This window comes from Pleionea sediminis (assembly GCF_007570825.1).
Lineage (GTDB): Bacteria > Pseudomonadota > Gammaproteobacteria > Enterobacterales > Kangiellaceae > Pleionea > Pleionea sediminis.
Map to the genome: position 1 here is coordinate 291,662 of NZ_SUNB01000002.1, position 17,062 is coordinate 308,723.

The following is a 17,062-nucleotide window of genomic DNA, read 5'->3' on the forward strand; positions in this document are numbered from 1 at the left end:
CAATCTTAATTTTTAGTTTATTTGAGGAATTATACGTTAACGCCTATTCTTCAGAGCAAATGATCTCACGTAGAATATACAGCATACAATCGATATAATGAGATTTTGGCCCACTACCGTCTCTACTTTCTTATGCCTCATGCCGATCACTCACAGCTGAAAACGAACCTAAAAAAAGCAGCTATTGAAATAGGATTTCAACAATGTGGTATCGCATCGACGCAGATCACTGAGCATATTGACCGATATCGAAACTGGATAAGACAAAATTATCACGGCGACATGACCTACATGGCAAGTCGAGAATCGATAAGAAGTGATCCGACTCAACTCGTTGATGATACATTGTCCGTTATCAGCGTCAGGCTAAATTATGTTCCTCAACCTGCGAGATTTTTAAGTTCATTGGCTGATGGTCACAAAGCCAATATTTCTCGATACGCTCTCGGTCGTGATTATCATAAGCTAATGCGAAAAAAACTCGCAAAACTGGCATCCCATTTAAAAGACGTCTCAGAAAAAATTAATTTTCGCGTCTTTGTAGATAGCGCCCCAATTCTTGAGCGTGCTTATGCTGAAAACGCAGGCCTGGGTTGGATTGGCAAAAACTCGATGCTAATCAATGAACATGAAGGCTCGTTCTTTTTTATTGGTGAAATTTTGACAAACTTACCTCTCGAGCCAGACGAAAAACCAGCCAATCAGTGTGGCTCCTGTACTTCTTGCATCAACTTTTGCCCAACCCAGGCTATTATTGAACCCTATGTCGTTGACGCTCGTAAATGCATTTCCTACCTCACCATTGAACACTTTGGTTCAATTCCCGAAAAATTAAGACCTCTCATGGGAAATCGAATTTATGGTTGTGACGACTGTCAACTGGTTTGTCCTTGGAATCGTTACGCAAAAACGACTAATGTCAAAGATTTCTCAGCCAGACATAACTTAGATCACATCGAATTACTCGACTTGTATCGTTGGTCGGAAAAGGAATTTTTATCCAAAATGGAAGGGTCGCCAATTCGCCGAATTGGTTACGAGCGCTGGATTCGAAATATTTCCATTGCTCTAGGAAATGCTCCTTTCAGCCCACAAATAATACAAACCCTGAGGTCACGCCTCGAGGAAACTTCGTCTTTAATGGTCAAAGAACATATTCAATGGGCCATTGATCAACAAATACAGAAACAAAAAGAAAACTCGCAAAACATTGATGTTATTAGTGCCAAACAACACGCGAAGCTTTTAAGAACGACCCAAAAACTGTTAGGACACTTAGACTAGATTAATGTCGATGAAATACTCAACGTCAACATCAAATAATCAGCCTCTACTCCCGTTCCATTTCACGATAAAATATCTGTCCTTTAGTAATTGATATACTGATGGACAATAAGCCAAAAGTCATTAGCATTAAGGTAGGATACACAAATAGAGTCGAAACAAATAACCATATGCCGTGAATCGCGTAACTACTCACCATAAGCTGCACTTTCTCATCTGGAATTTCAATCGGCTTAATAATAAAGAATATCTCTGCGCCAATGAGTAAAATACTCATCAAGGCCCAGAGATCCAGACCGTAAGTTTGAAAACACGACAAACTTAAAATAACAATAATTGCAATTCTTAAAATGGGCAAAGTGACTTCTCTTAGTTTTTGCGTCACTGGCTCCTCATCGCTCATATACTCTATTAACGGGTAAGTTATTACCACGCTGGCTGAAATAATACCTGCCATTACAGCAAACAACCATTTTCCAAGAAGCAAAGTACTCGCCGCTAAGATCATAATCAAAACCCAGAGCGCAGCGCCTTGTTTGTGTAAAATATTCAATTTCAACATTGGTGGCAATAATGCCTTGTATAAACCACCCAGTAATTTTTTATCAATTTCATTAATTTCAATACGCCCAACAGTTTGACCCGCCTGAAGTCTTTCCATCGTATCAACATCATGTTTGGACTCAATAAGTGACCAATGATCACTGGTGGTGGTCATAACCAAACTTCGCCCAGCACGACTTAAAGCAGCATGTATTCGATTCCAACTTAAAGGTCTATCTTTAGAAACCTTCTCTATCAATTTAAATATAATCGCACCACATTTATAAACACCAATATCGTGTCCTTGGGTCGTTTCTTTTCCTGTACGCTTCGCGGTTTTTTCATCAGCTTTAAACTCGACCTTAAAGATTGAGTTTTTACTAATCTGTGGATGGGACTTTCCGGTATACAACAAAGCTGCAATTTGATGACTATTGACGGGATGCTTGACGATGTCTCTCGCAAGTGAGTCGGAAATAATTCGGTTAACAGGCCAATAGATAAAAGGGTCTTTCATGTAAGGCTCTGCCGCCATAATTCCTTTTCGATTGGCGATAACGTCTGATTCAATTTCAAGGAAAGTCGGACTGAAGCCAAACTTCATCGCTTCACTCGCAATTGCACTTCTCGCAGGAGACTCAATCTCAATTAAAATAAAAACAGACGTTACACCCGCTTCACTCATAGCTCGAAAGTGATGACGTACCAAAGGTTCGCCATTCACTGGAAGCATGAGCTTTTCACTTCCCGGTGTAACCAATTGCTTTAAGTTTACTGTTGTATCAAGAACACACTTCATCTAATCCATCTCCTCGAGCGAGACCATATCATGACTCACAGACAAATAGTGTGACTCACTCGATGTATCGATCGAGACATATTTAAAGCCGATAAAGAATTTAGAGGGCGTTTTAACGCTTGAGCTTAATTCACTATAGAAGACAGGTGAATTCAGTGCAATATAGAAAGCCCGCTTCTCGTATTAAATTCTAAAAGCGAGCTTCTTTTATTGATTAATGCTCCATAATCGAAGAGATAAGCTTTTCTCGTAATTCTGGAGTCAATTGATTTTGAATACCTCGAATTGCCGCTGCATAAGCGTAATTTTTAGCCGCAATACTGTGATTATTCTTGCTCGCGGCAGTATCCCCGAGCTTTTCATAGCGCACATCAGGCTCTTTTAATAAAGATTTTAGTTTGTCACCTATTTTTTGCGCTACAGCAGTAGACATCTTTTCCATCATCTCAATGTCGGAGGGTAATTCAGGGCGTTTGAACGGCATATCAAACTCACCAATACTGATTCCTTCATTCCCTTCACCATCAAGAACCAGTTTTTCTCTTGCTGTTTCGTTAATTAATATTTGGCCGGTTTTTTGATCAATTAATCGATAGTTAACGCTCAAAATCCCAGTTTTTCGTTGATGCAAGACATTAATAGTCACATCTTCTTTTTTCTCTTCTATCAGAAATTTCGCAGGTGCAGGCTTATCCGACTTATCTTCTTTCCATTCCTTATACTCTGGATTTGGGGTGCGTATTGTTTCCGTCACAACTCGCATTTTCTTTTTCGATTGACTGCTTTCAGAGTCGACTCCGGTTTGCAATACATCACCTTCCAAGGTCAGCAGTCGTCCGGGAGATTCCCGATCAGCCTGTGCAATTTGCTCGGCGGACATTAAAATCACTTCACCGGGCATTTGCTTAAATACCCAACTGTACACTTGTTTGGCAACAGATTTTCCTGCACTGTGATGCGTACCGGTTTGCTCAAAGTCCTCAACAAACATTGAAGTTGCAGCATAAGCAACAATCTCTTTTCGCGATTGCTCTAAAATTGACTGAAGCTTCGGGTGTCGTGGATTAAACTTATTAGCCACTTCTAGGTAGGCTAACTGCTGGCCGTATTCTTTATTACGCCCTTTAACATTGGCAAAATTAATCAACTTAGTTAGATAATCCTGCTCTGCCTTATGTTGTGGTTCATTTCCCATAATTTCACGAATGCGGCGCGCTTTCGAGAAATTGTGGTACGCCCCTTTTAATGCGCCTTGAGACGCATTTTGCAACGCGCGATTAACAAAAAAATCATTTAAAAGAGAAATACTGTTGGTAAGCGTTGGCTTTACTTTTTCAAAGAGTGGCGATTTGGAAATCCGCTCTAATTCACTCATAGCCAGCTCAGGCTTGCTATCCTCGAGGGCTTTTCTAAAAGAATTTTCGAATCCTTCTTGCTCAGATATTGCTAGCTTATCTTTCGCCTCTGCATTATCCGGATCGAGTCCCAATACTTTTCGCAGAAAACTCGCAGCGTGCGTGTATTTACGTGCCGCAATAGCATTGTCAGCGCGAACCATCCAATCAACAATTACTTTTTCCTTTTGCTCAGTATAGTCTTGGTAAGCTTGGCTACCCTCACCAGCAATATTGGCCGCGACACTCATCGCATTAATTCGCTTTACTTGATCAGACACAGGTATTTTAGCGACTTTTATCATCTGCTTGGCTAGAGCATCTTGTGATAATGTTGATTCAGCCATTAGCTTTTGGCGCGTTTGTTGGTATCGAGCATCATCCCAAGACTTCATAGGCTCTGCATCTTGTCTTAACTGTTCGAGCAAAGACATAGAAACAACATTCGAAGGTAAGCGGTTATTCTCAATATCTTGATAAATCTTGCGCTGCTTATCTTGTGCTAGCTGTTCTGCAATGTCATTTGCAATTTTCTGCAATGACTCTTTCGAAGAACCGCTCGACTTGGCAAGATCGGCTTGTACTTTCTCGTACAAGTTTATCAAAGTACCATCATTACGGGCTTGTTCAATTTGCTGTGCTGTAATAGCTGGCTTCTTAGGGCCGCAGCCTGCTAATACTAGGCTCAGAGTTAAAACGCTCAAGAGTGTTAAATAATTTCGTTTCATGCGTAACCTCTGGTCATTACTGGTTGGTGCCATCATCTTCTTGTTGGCTGTTGTCTGATGTTTCGATTGCACCACTGTCATCAGGTGGACTGGTCGGCACATCGGCATTTTCAAGATTATTATTTTCCGGTAGCTCCTCTGGCTTGGCCGGTTCTAAAGTCACATCTAATTCATTTATTTGTTGCTTCAACACAGGAATATTGGAGTTATTTTTAAAATAACTGGTTAATTGTGACAGCCAATTATTGGCGGCTACTTTATTACCTTCTTGGATTGATTTTTTGGTTAAATCCACAAGTTTAGATTCAACCAACTTTATGCCCTCTTGCGCTCGCTTATTAGCATAATCGATATCAAGCACCTCTTGATACTTTGCTAACGCGCTATCATTTTTGGGTTCAACCAATCGGTCTTCAGAATAAGCGACAGAAGCGGCGTTCAATTTACTGTTAATTTTTAACTGTGTTAGAGGATCTGCCAGGAGCTGCTTACGCTTTTCCTCCTGACGCTGTTTTTCAGCAGCAGCAGCAGCCGCTTTACGCTCTTCCAATACTTTTGATTTTACCGATTCGTACTGTTGCTCCAACTCTGCGAGACGATCATCATTGGCATCTAGTTCTCTTAGTTTTTGGATCGAACTTGATGCGGACTCAATATTTTTACTCAACATGGATTGCTGAGCTAATTTCACATACCGATTTTTGATCGAAGCGATGCCTTCAATCGCAGATTCATTATTCGGATCAATGCTTAATACTTTCGAATAATAATCTAAGGCACTCTCTCCTTTGGGCGAGGTTAGTCGATTCGTCGTCAACGCCTGATTTGCCTGAGCCAATAAAGATTCTATTTGTTCCTGATTTTCTGCAACTTTCTCTTGTTCTTGTTGGTTCTGTTGAAAGGCAGAAAACTTTTTATCTAACATTGGCAACAAGCTGTGTTCTGGTTCAATCGACTCAATAATCGAATAATACTGTCGAAATCGATCACCATTGCCATCTTTCAAACTACTCTCTGCATAGTTGGCTGCTTTTTGCAGCGTGCTGGCCTTGCCGGCAATCGCTTTCGTGTTGCCCTCATCTAGCACAAGTACTCGCACATAGTTTTGTAGCAACTGCCTAACCTGAGCGGGATCAAGATCAGGTAAAGGCTCAAGCGTATCGGCCTCTACCAAAAGCTGAGCTATTTGTTTCTGCCTCGCTTCCTCTTCAGCGTTCGAGGAAGATGTCGTTCGAGTATCAGCTTGTTGACTATTACCTTTTCCACTTGGATCGTTTGAATCATTGTTGGGAATAGACTGAGAACGACTATCAATGCCTAATAATTGTTGAGCTTTTGGTAACCATAGCTCTTGTTTAAAGTAACCAAAAGTTCCAACCGCACCCAATAACGGAATGACAATCCAGGGCCAAACCGCTTTTTTATCGGACGACCGATTAACCATCCGATTATCAGCCACCATATCATCTTCATCATCAAATATGGCTGCGTGTTCATCATCACGACTCGCTCGAATTTCGTCAACAGACGGCGATGTCTGATGAGATAATGTAATATCTCCTGCCAAAAACTGTTCGACTTCTTGCGACAACTTTTCAGCATCGTCAAATCGATCAGTCACTTTTTTTGCTAACATCCGATCGAGCAACCACTGATAATGCTTTTGACGCGCTGACAATCGAGGAACCGGCTTAGTCACATGCTGCAAACAGACGGCAACAGAGTCCTCACCATCGAATGGAACATTTTGGGTCAACATTTCGTAAAGGATGATTCCCAAACTATAAATGTCGGATCGACTATCGAGCTTGCGACCTCGACATTGCTCAGGACTCATGTACTGTGGTGTTCCAATTAATTTACCTTGTTGAGTCATCTGGGTTGAAGAATTGGACGCTTTGGCGATTCCAAAATCAGTCAGAACCGGTTCGCCATCTTCTCGAAATAGAATATTCTCTGATTTTACATCGCGATGAATGTATCCTTTAGAATGCGCATAATGGAGTGCTTTAGCCACTTTTTGAATCACCCATAAAGCATCTTTCGCTTTCATTCCCTTTGTGATACGAGTACGTAAATCAGTCTCAGGTAAAAACTCCATGGCCAGATAATAAAAGCCATCGTGCTCGCCTACGTCAAAAACGGTAACGATTCCAGGATGTCGAAGTTTGGCAACAATTTTAGCTTCACGGATGAATCGCTCACCAAAACTAGGATCTGCAGCAAGCGCTGGAGACATGACTTTCAGGGCGATTTCGCGATCGAATCCTTTTTGTATGGCAAGATAAACAGTCGCCTGGCCACCCACACCGAGTGTCCTAATAATTTTATAACCAGGAATGCTTATTGAAGTCACTCACGATACCCCAAGAGATGATTAATAGTTGTACTTATTTTCGTGCGTTCGACAAGTCCACCAATAATAATAGATCCTGCACCAAACTTATAGCAACTAATTGAATTACAAACGGTTTATCTCTCCCTGTGAGCATAAGCGGGGAATATCGCAAATTTACCATCACAATATCTCAGTAAAGAGATTAATCAAAGAGTATCAGAGTCTTTTGACGTTGTACTATTTTCTGCCTCATCTGGCATATTTTCATCTTTCCCATACAGCTGTTCTGTTTGTTGTAGGAATTGTTCAGGGCTCATTGTATCTGCCCAAAAGACTGACGGAGGAAGAATGCTGCTGTCATACATTGGAAATGCTCGGAATGAACGAGCATCAAATATTGGCGGCAACAAATAAATCAAGACGACACCCCAAGCAAGCGCATTCGACCAGATAATGCGAATAACTGGACGCTGAGGCATTGACAGGTAGAAGTTACACCATAAAAGTAAAGAAAATAACGCGCCATTAATAAAGTAGAGAATTTCGCGATTCCACAAGCCATATCCTCCGTTAAAAGATAATATTTTTAAGATAAATGGCGCCCACTGCATCAAGATAGCCGCAATAAAAGTAACAGCTAAATGACTATAGAATCGACTTTCATGCCTTATTACTCGACCGCTCAACGACCAGGCGGTGGCCCAACCTACAGCGACTAACAACTGATAAATAATTTGATTTGTCAAACGAGAGGGCGATAACTCACGATAATTACTTAAATTAGCTAGCAGCCACTCACCATACACAAACCCGATCACCAATAGTGCTAATACCCAAGGCGCACTGATTCGATGGAATAGATCTTCAACCGAGTGCAAAGGCCAGGCTTCTTCTACCGGGTGATCTTCACGCCAAATGCTGATGTAACTTCGACCCAAAAGGTACGTATCGCCCGATTCGATAATGGAACCATTTTCGACCGCTTTTCGAGAATGATTCCGAATTCCATTAATACTGTTCAAATCCTGAATTACCCACTGGCCGACATCGTTTAATTTGAGTTCGGCATGATAAGGCGAAACGTGAGGCTCATTTAAAATAATATCATTATCTAAAGCTCGCCCAATTCGAATGCAATTTTTATCTTTAAAGCGATAGCGTTGTAAAACTTTTTTTGAGCGATTGATTTCTTCAATTACAAGGTTCATTGAATCTGCTCCAAAAATCGTTTCAAAAATCGTTGCGCATAAGATTGCTCTACACCCGATAGTGTGAAATGACTAACTAATGCTTTTTTATCGAGATTCATTGACGTCGCCAAAAACAAAACATCGTGCAACCCAGGAAACTGTTTATAATCACGCACGCAGTAAACTGTTTTATTAATTTTATTTGAGTTTGCGCTTTCAATAAAATTATGGGCGCAGGAATACTCGGTTACGTGATCTTCTCCCGCAATATTTCCAGCCCCCGCACTACCAAATGAATCATTCAACATTTTATAGAATTGCCAATTTGTTAGCTTTTCTGTTTCATACCAAAAGAACTCAAGCTCAATAATTCCAGTATAAAAATCTGGAGCGATATAAATATACTCAGAGTTTTTACATCGACGATAAACCTCAGTATAAGTTTCCGTTTGATTATTTTGCGATTCCCCCCAGCAACTCACAAAGTCGGTTAACTCACCAAATACTTGAGCCTCACCCAAGGTTAATGGCTCCCATTTACCATCCAGCAATTGCGACATTAGTGTCGACTGATTATCTTTCAATTGGCTGTATGCTTGTGTTGATAAACTTTCATCAGAATTGCCTTGAGAGCCAACGAGTTTCTTTAACTTGCTTAATGGCACTAAAAAACTAATCTGATTGCCGGACGTTGCAACATTGACGCCTATTACTTTGCCCTCTCGACTAATAACAGGGCCACCACTCATGCCGGGATTAATCGACCCTGAAAATAAAATTCGGCCATAGTACGTATGCTCGGTTTGACCATTAAAGGTACCTGGAACAACAGTCATTCCCAAATCTCGAGGATTTCCCAAAGAAAATATTTGCTGTCCTTTAGGCGGCTCAGACTCCGCAAGTAGAAAGAATTCCTGCGGTGATTCAACATCAATTTTCACTAATGCCAAATCATTAATAACATCTATATTTATCACCTTTACCGGTAAACTTTGTTTATCAAAAGCCAATGCTTCTAATTGATATTTATCGGGATGAAGAATAAATTGTGAGACTACGTGATAATTAGTAGCCAGCGTACCATCACTATCAATCGCAAAAGCCGATCCAATAGACGACTTGCTTCCTGAAGCTATGTCAATCGTTCTTAACTGATAAAGGTGTTGTTTATAATTCTGAAAAAGCTGTTGAGCATCATCAACGGCTTGTGCCATATTGCACCACAACAGTAATAGCCAAAAACCAAATGTAAATCGCTTCATTTTAACCTTTTATCGTAGAGTCTCTTAATACATTAGTTTAGAGATGTTGCCCAGCAGCCCAACCTGAGGACCAGGCCCACTGAAAATTAAAACCTCCGAGATGTCCTGTTACATCGACAACTTCACCGATAAATATTAGCCCCGGAATGTCTTTAACCATCATAGTCTTCGATGATAGCGCATTCGTATCCAAACCACCTAATGTCACTTCAGCTGTTTTATATCCTTCTGTAGTTTCAGGATAGACCGTATACTCACTCAAACTTTGTCCCACCGCTGCTAACTCCTGATTAGTAAAATCAGCCATAGATTTCTGACTATCAATACGATTATCAAAAGAATCTATAAAATAGCTCGCCATTCGCTTGGAAAACTTAGAGGATAAAACAGTTTTTAACTGAGTTTTCGGCGCATTACTCTTTTGTTCTATAAGCCAGGAAGTTGCATCGACATCAGGTATTAAATTGATATGTACGGCACTTCCCGGTTGCCAGTAGGATGAAATCTGTAAGATCGCAGGTCCGCTTAATCCCTTATGAGTAAATAGCATGGCTTCTCTAAAAGAAGTGTTCGAAACTTCAGCAACCACGTCTAAACTATTACCAGCGAGTTCTCGAGATTTTTTCATCCACCGCTCGCCCATAACAAAAGGAACTAATGCCGCAGAGGTTGGTATTACATCGAGACCAAATTGCTCAGCTAGCTGATAGCCAAATCCATGAGGCCCCATTGAAGGGATACTGAGTCCCCCTGTAGCAACCGAGACCGCACCAGCTTCATACCGCTGGTCATTAATGAGAAGCTTAAATCCCGTTGGAATTTGCTCCACACTGCTGACCTGACATTGCGTTGCTATCGAAACACCATTGTCGGAACATTCTTTAACTAATATCTGAACAACATCTTTTGAACTGTTATCGCAAAAAAGCTGACCTAATGTTTTCTCGTGATAAGGAATTTGATGATGATTAACCAGATCAATAAAATCCCATTGAGAATATTGGCTGAGTGCCGATTTACAGAAATGAGGGTTCCGAGATAGAAAATTTTCCGGTTCCGTATACATGTTGGTAAAGTTACATCGGCCACCGCCTGACATTAATATTTTGCGACCCACTTTGCGTGCATGCTCGACAACTAAAACCGATTTGCCTCGCTTTCCGGCAGAAATCGCGCACATCAATCCCGCCGCACCTGCGCCGATAACGATCAAATCATAATGTTTCATTGTGTAGACAGCTCTATTACACTCCAAGGAACTCGAAGAGTAACCGAACAATAAAATGCGCTCAAGAGATAAACAGTAGAAGTTCTAGGAATACTGAGGTTGTCGGTTACTTCTTATGCGCATTATGCGCAAACGCAGTTACGACCAGCATCTTTACTTCGGTAAAGAGCCACATCAGCCTCGTTAATAAGCTGCTCAGAGGTATTATTATGAAAGCAAGCAACGCCAAAACTTGCAGTAATTCGGCTTGTACGATTGATAGGAACGCGCTCTACTTCAGAGCGAAGTTTTTCAGCGAGTAACGTCGCTTGTCTTAATGATGAGTTTGGACACAAGATTAAAAACTCTTCACCACCCCAACGCCCCACAGAATCGATTGACCTCAAGTTTGATTTTAATACATTTGCGACGGCTTGAAGGACCTTATCTCCCATTTGATGGCCAAAGTTGTCATTTACTTTTTTAAAGTGATCAATGTCGACCAAAATAATCGATAAATGATTACCGTATCGCTGGGCTCGCTCAAGTTCTCTTTCTAAAGTTTTTTCAAGGTACGTTCGATTGTACAATTGCGTTAGATGGTCTGTTATCGATAAATCCTCCAGCTTTTTATTTTTTGAAGTTAACTCCTCTTGTGCAAGCATTAATGATTCATTGGTTGCTCGCAATGCATTTTTTGCTCCATTCAACTGTGTTGTATATTTTTTCAATTCGATATATCGAAATACAAACACTAACAAAATGAATAAAGTAAAAGAGGTCATTATTGGCACGAAGTACTCTTCTATTATATTGCGCTTTGCAAACAAAACTGTCGCATTTACGGGAAGAAGCTCTTCATCAATTTCCCAAGCTTCTAATTGCCTTGCATCAAAATAGAAGCCATGTGTTTGAGTATTAAAACTATTGATACTGTCAACACTCACTCCACTTTCAAGTAACAAAGCTGCTTGTTCTCCCACTCGCTGACCATCAATCATATAGCCACCAACAATACCGCTTCTTAATAGAGAGGTCCAAAAACTGTATACAGGAACACTTGAGCTACTTGCTAGTTGCTCCGCAACTTGATAAGGGATGTAATGCTCACCTTTTTCATCGTCAAACATTAATAAATACAAGACGACAGAGTTTTTACTCAATAACGCAACTTTATTTTTTACTGTCGGCAAAGATAATCCAACCAACAATTCAACACTAACATGAGGCGATTGCTCCTTGATAAAGCTTTTAACTTCTGAAGTGCGACTTCGAGCAGCAGGCTCATCTCCTGCAACAATCACAACATCTTTATTGGGATTCAACTGAAGAAAAGAAGAGGTCGCTTTTTGATAATCAAGCTTTGCAGAAATAACAGCAGTGGAATCTGGCAAGTTACCGACTTCAACACCTGGATTAATTAGAATAACTTGGGACTGTGCAAATAACTGTGCATTATTTAAGTAAACTTGAGAAGCTGGTTCACCTTCGAAGAAAACAATGTCAAGATGCTTATTCTTGTACTTTGATGTTATGTATCGAATAAAAGCATCTGTGTGAGACAAATCTTTAAACCGAGCTGAATCTAAATACTCATAGTAAAACTTTGAATCTAATAATGTCGACTCAAAATGACTTTCAAACCCACGTTCGATCTCTTGTTGCCAAGGTAAATCTTTATGCCAAGAGAAAACCCAAAGAACCCTAGGCGAATCGGCAAAAGACAAGGGTGATAAAACAATCATAATTAGGCAGCAAGCCTTTATGATAGGTTGTTTTAAAAAGCTTACCTTTTTATTCATAATTCACCGACAACTGGCACCGCCATATTTTGTCATTATAGATGAAGCAACATCCATTGCCTTGCTAATCTCACATACCAATAATTAAAGCAGATTCTTTGTATTTTACCAGCAAATCTAGTATTCAATCAGATATGACTCAGGCCTCTTATTTTTGGCTAACTCAAAGTTTCACATAAAACACAATTATAACAGGAGAATAATCATGCGATTTCTTCACTCAATGATTCGAACCACCAATCCCGAAGACAGCTTACGATTTTATTGCGATTGTTTAGGCCTGAAACTTATTCGTCAAAAAGATTACCCAGAGGCAAAATTCAGTTTGTATTTTATTGGCGAATCTGAAAATGGCCCCCAGGTAGAGCTAACACACAACCACGACGATCGTACCTACAGCAACGGTGATCAGTTTGGACATTTAGCTTATGAAGTGGACAATATTTATGCCACCTGCCAACATTTATCGGAAATGGGCGTCACGATCTTAAGACCACCTCGCGATGGACGAATGGCATTTATAAAAGATCCTAATGGAATTTCCATCGAACTTTTACAAAAAGGCGATGCTCTAGAACCAGAATCACCTTGGAAGGAAATGGAAAGCCAAGGTTCTTGGTAAATCTCGTTAACACCATTCGAAAAATAATTGCTCTTCTTTAGTAAACAAAGCAGAGCAATATCTTTCTCCAAAACACGAATCAAACGCATATTAAAAATCACATACGCTATTCATTATTCAGAATTCTCTAAATCAGATTATCCAATAACTATAGGAGTGGCTTCCTAAATTGAAAGCTATTAAATCTCTCATTCAAAAATACGAAAGCGCTGAGATAATATGGTCACTTAAAAATCAAACCTTTGAGGTGAGTCTCATCCGCAGTCAGTTTAAATCTTGGCATCAATATCGTACGACTGATTATGCGGATATTGGAGATAATGAATCGGACCCTTTTTTAACCAAAATGATAAATATGAGTTTCATCGAACATTCTGGGCGCACAACTAAAGGTCACAAACATTAATCCTGACAAAGCACTATTCTTAGGCTCAATGAATGAGTCGATAGCGTGAAGAAATATCTTCACGCTACTCTATTTTAAATCGATTTACGGTTTGTCGCAGCTCAGTAGCAATATCGTTTAACTGGCGCGAATCATCATCCATTAATCCCGAGTGTTCCGCCATTAAATCCGTCAAACGATGAACAGAATCCAAACTTTTCTCAATGGTTTGTGCTAATACTTTCTGCTCACTGGTAGCACTGGAAATATCACTACTAACCTGATTAACTTTTTGAATTACATCTTGAATTGTCGAAATAGCTTGCAAAACAAGTTCAACCTGCTGTTCTCCTTGACTGCTCATTTTATCTGTTTTTTCCATCGATTCTTTGACATGCATAGCACCTGATTGAAGCTTTTCAATAGTAGCTTGAATATGCTCGGTTGACTCCTGAGTTCTTGTTGCTAATACCCGAACTTCATCTGCAACGACAGCGAACCCTCGCCCCTGCTCTCCTGCCCGAGCGGCTTCAATAGCAGCATTTAAAGCGAGTAAGTTTGTTTGCTCTGCTATGTTTTTAATAACATCAAGAACGGTGCCAATTTCACCAACATCATCATTTAAATTGACGACGGACTCTGTAGCATCAGAAATAGATCGAGACACTTGACTAATAACATCTTGAGTTTTACTCGAATTCTGAGCAACCACATCGATAGAATCTCTCGCTTGACTTACCGACTCAATAGCATTTAAGGCGTGTCTATTTATCGCTTCACTCTTATTACTCATATCAGTGACTGAACGCGAAACATTTGCCATCTGTTCTCGCTCTTCTAAAACTTCTTTATTCAATTTTGATGCTGTATCGGAAACTCGATCTGCGGCATGACTCACTTGCTCACTGGAGCTCGTTGTATGCTTTACAAGCTCCTGAATCTTATCGGCAAACTGATTAAATTGAATTGCCATTTCTCCAACTTCGTCAGATGACAATACTTCTAACCTCTGGGTAAGATCGCCTTCTCCTTGAGCGACATTTTTCATCGTCATAGCTATTTTTTTAACTGGCTTGAATATTTGCTTTGATACAAAATACGTAATTAGTGTTAGCAAAAAGATGATCGCAACGATCGATAAAAAAGAAACTGTTCGGGCTCGAACGATCGGCTCCTCAATTAACTCATTAGGAATCAATAGTCCCAGAGTCCAGTTAATTAAAGGCTCTTCCGACTGAATGGCCACATAAAAAGCTTGATACCTATCATTTTTCCAGATAATCGAAATACCTTTACCCAACTCATTATTGGCAATATGTTCCGATAAATTTTTAAACCCTTCTGTTTTAAATTTAGTTGTCGTGAATAAATGATCAAAGTCAGCGAGCGGCGCATTGAGCTCTAACTCGGTATCGTCTACCGGAAAATAAACAACGTGTTGATTTTCATCTAATAAAAACGCACGCCCCTTTCCTTGATAACGAATTTGATTCACTAACTCGCCAATCGTTGTAATTAGAATATCAACGCCACCAATTCCAACTAACTCTCCGGTTTGGTTATAAACAGTCATCTGTAAAGTTGAAGAAACCGTTTTATCAGTCGCGTCGACTTGCGGAGATCCCAGATATAATCGATCTTGTTTGAGAGCTTCATGCCACCAAGGTCTTTTGTTCGTAAAATATCCTTTAGTGATATCACCTGCCTCAGGCCCGCTTTGAGCTACACCGACTCTCCCCTCTTCATAGAAGTATTCAAATGTTTTTGCAGAGCCGACAAATAGTGATTTTATAGTGGGATCATTTCGAACAATGGTATTAAATAAGCGGTTGAATGATCGATACTGAATATCATTACTAATATCAGAACCTCTTTCGTCATAATCGGTCAACCACTCAGTAATTCTCGGATCCGTTAAAACTGTTTTGGGAACTCTTGCTCGCTCGACAAAAAAGCCTCGAATTTCTTCGGCCCGCAACTTGGTCAACTCAGCAACCTGGGCCTCAACCTTCTCTCGAGTCAACTGGGAAATCTTCTGTGTAGCCAAGAACCCAAATCCAGCCAATAAAAGAAGCAAAGCTCCAGATATGTATAGAATTAATTTTCGCTGTAAAGATCCACTCAATTAACTAATACCTGTATTGATTAATGATATTAGTTTAGACAATTTCTTGAGATTTTGAGAGCCTTCGCTTTTTTACATTAATCTCCATTCTCTGAACCATAACCGTTAATGACTCCTAATTTAATTAAATCCTGAATGGTAGATTCACTATACCCAGCGCCTTTAAGGACTTGAATCGTATCCTCTGCAAGCACTGGTGGTGCCTTTCGGTATTCAATAGGCGTTTTTGAAAATTTTACAGGGTTACCTACACAGTTAATCGTCTCATTCATTGACAACTTAATGCTCTGCAGCATAGAACGAAACTTGACTTGAGGATCGTTAAATACCTCTTTTATTGAATTAATAGGCCCACAAGGTACCTTCACATCATCTAATTGCTTCAACCAGTAAGCACGAGGCTTCTGTTGAGTAACCGATTGAATAATTGATATCAGAAGTTCCCGATTATTAACTCGGTTCCTATTCGTTCTAAATCGATCATCTTGAATTAATTCAGAACGTCCAATTACTTGGCAAAAATGTTCAAATTGCCGATCATTTCCGACCGCCAACATAAAATAACCATCACTCGCTTCAATAGTCTGGTACGGAACAATGTTAGGATGAGCTGTGCCTTGACGCCCAGGAGACTCGCCACTCACCAAAAAATTCATTCCTTGATTTGCTAACCATGCGACCTGAGTATCCATAAGCGCTAAATCAATGTATTGTCCCTCTCCACCGTGGACTCTGTAATAAAGGGCCGCCAAAATTGCGGAAACAGCATACATTCCTGTCATCAAATCAGAAACAGCCACACCCACTTTTTGCGGTCCAGCACCTAATTGATCATCGGGTTCACCCGTAATGCTCATTAAACCACCCATTGCTTGAATGATCGCGTCGTATCCCGCTTTTTGCGCATAAGGTCCATCTTGGCCAAATCCCGTAATTGAACAATAAATTATATGGGGGTTAACTCCTTTAATTGAATTGTAATCAAGTCCGTAAGGCTCTAATCCGCCGACCTTAAAATTCTCAATAAATACATCACACTCTCTTGATAGCTTTTTAATTATGGCTTGCCCTTCTGGAGTCGAAATATCCACAGCCACAGATTGCTTGCCACGATTGGTCGATAAAAAATATGCAGAGAGTTCTTCCTTAGAGCGAGTGATATGATATGGAGGTCCCCAATGTCGAGTATCATCTCCTGCATTGGGCCGCTCAATTTTAATTACCTCAGCACCATAGTCAGCAAGTACCTGAGTCGCCCAAGGGCCTGCAAGTATACGACTTAAGTCTAAGACCTTAATTCCAGCTAATGGACCTGACATGTAAATATCCAGCTCAATTAAAACATTCAGCTTAATTGAATCTCAGACAAAAAAAAACGCCGAC

Annotated in this window: 11 protein-coding genes; 2 read left to right on the forward strand and 9 right to left on the reverse strand. The window is 40.3% G+C overall.

What is annotated here, in order from left to right:
* The first annotated feature begins 105 nt into the window (after positions 1 to 105).
* A complete protein-coding gene (queG, locus tag FAX86_RS11195; RefSeq protein WP_246128580.1) occupies positions 106 to 1,284 on the forward strand; it encodes a tRNA epoxyqueuosine(34) reductase QueG in 1,179 nt (392 codons plus the stop codon).
* A gap of 46 nt (positions 1,285 to 1,330) precedes the next feature.
* Here queG and FAX86_RS11200 read toward each other — a convergent pair whose 3' ends face one another.
* The 7 genes from FAX86_RS11200 to FAX86_RS11230 form a co-directional block, all read right to left on the reverse strand.
* Positions 1,331 to 2,626 (reverse strand): hypothetical protein, encoded by a 1,296-nt coding sequence (locus FAX86_RS11200; RefSeq protein ID WP_144393506.1) that lies wholly within the window; start codon positions 2,624 to 2,626, stop codon positions 1,331 to 1,333.
* A 214-nt stretch (positions 2,627 to 2,840) separates the two neighbouring features.
* Positions 2,841 to 4,748 carry a hypothetical protein gene (locus FAX86_RS11205; RefSeq protein ID WP_144393507.1) on the reverse strand — a complete coding sequence of 636 codons (1,908 nt, stop codon included), beginning with the start codon at positions 4,746 to 4,748 and terminating at the stop codon, positions 2,841 to 2,843.
* Positions 4,749 to 4,764: 16 nt separating this feature from the next.
* Positions 4,765 to 7,104, reverse strand: coding sequence for a serine/threonine protein kinase (locus tag FAX86_RS11210; RefSeq protein WP_144393508.1), 2,340 nt, complete (start codon positions 7,102 to 7,104; stop codon positions 4,765 to 4,767).
* A 188-nt stretch (positions 7,105 to 7,292) separates the two neighbouring features.
* Positions 7,293 to 8,294, reverse strand: a complete 1,002-nt coding sequence (locus tag FAX86_RS11215; protein ID WP_144393509.1) for an FHA domain-containing protein — start codon at positions 8,292 to 8,294, stop codon at positions 7,293 to 7,295.
* Positions 8,291 to 9,538: a S1C family serine protease gene (locus FAX86_RS11220; protein WP_144393510.1), complete on the reverse strand. Its 1,248-nt coding sequence runs from the start codon at positions 9,536 to 9,538 to the stop codon at positions 8,291 to 8,293. The genes FAX86_RS11215 and FAX86_RS11220 overlap by 4 nt, the downstream gene beginning before the upstream one ends.
* Before the next feature lie 37 nt (positions 9,539 to 9,575).
* Complete coding sequence (locus FAX86_RS11225) at positions 9,576 to 10,766, reverse strand: BaiN/RdsA family NAD(P)/FAD-dependent oxidoreductase (RefSeq protein ID WP_144393511.1); 1,191 nt, start codon at positions 10,764 to 10,766, stop codon at positions 9,576 to 9,578.
* Positions 10,767 to 10,888: 122 nt separating this feature from the next.
* The gene (locus FAX86_RS11230) at positions 10,889 to 12,547 is read right to left on the reverse strand and encodes a GGDEF domain-containing protein (RefSeq protein ID WP_144393512.1); all 1,659 of its coding nucleotides are present in this window, start codon (positions 12,545 to 12,547) and stop codon (positions 10,889 to 10,891) included.
* A gap of 205 nt (positions 12,548 to 12,752) precedes the next feature.
* On the opposite strand from FAX86_RS11230, the gene FAX86_RS11235 reads away from it, so the two are divergent.
* Complete coding sequence (locus FAX86_RS11235; RefSeq protein ID WP_205859179.1) at positions 12,753 to 13,169, forward strand: VOC family protein; 417 nt, start codon at positions 12,753 to 12,755, stop codon at positions 13,167 to 13,169.
* A 470-nt stretch (positions 13,170 to 13,639) separates the two neighbouring features.
* Here the strand turns inward: FAX86_RS11235 and FAX86_RS11245 are convergent, their stop codons facing one another.
* A complete protein-coding gene (locus tag FAX86_RS11245) occupies positions 13,640 to 15,601 on the reverse strand; it encodes a methyl-accepting chemotaxis protein (protein ID WP_164503553.1) in 1,962 nt (653 codons plus the stop codon).
* A gap of 155 nt (positions 15,602 to 15,756) precedes the next feature.
* The gene (locus tag FAX86_RS11250) at positions 15,757 to 16,998 is read right to left on the reverse strand and encodes a CaiB/BaiF CoA transferase family protein (protein ID WP_144393515.1); all 1,242 of its coding nucleotides are present in this window, start codon (positions 16,996 to 16,998) and stop codon (positions 15,757 to 15,759) included.
* Positions 16,999 to 17,062 lie beyond the last annotated feature (64 nt).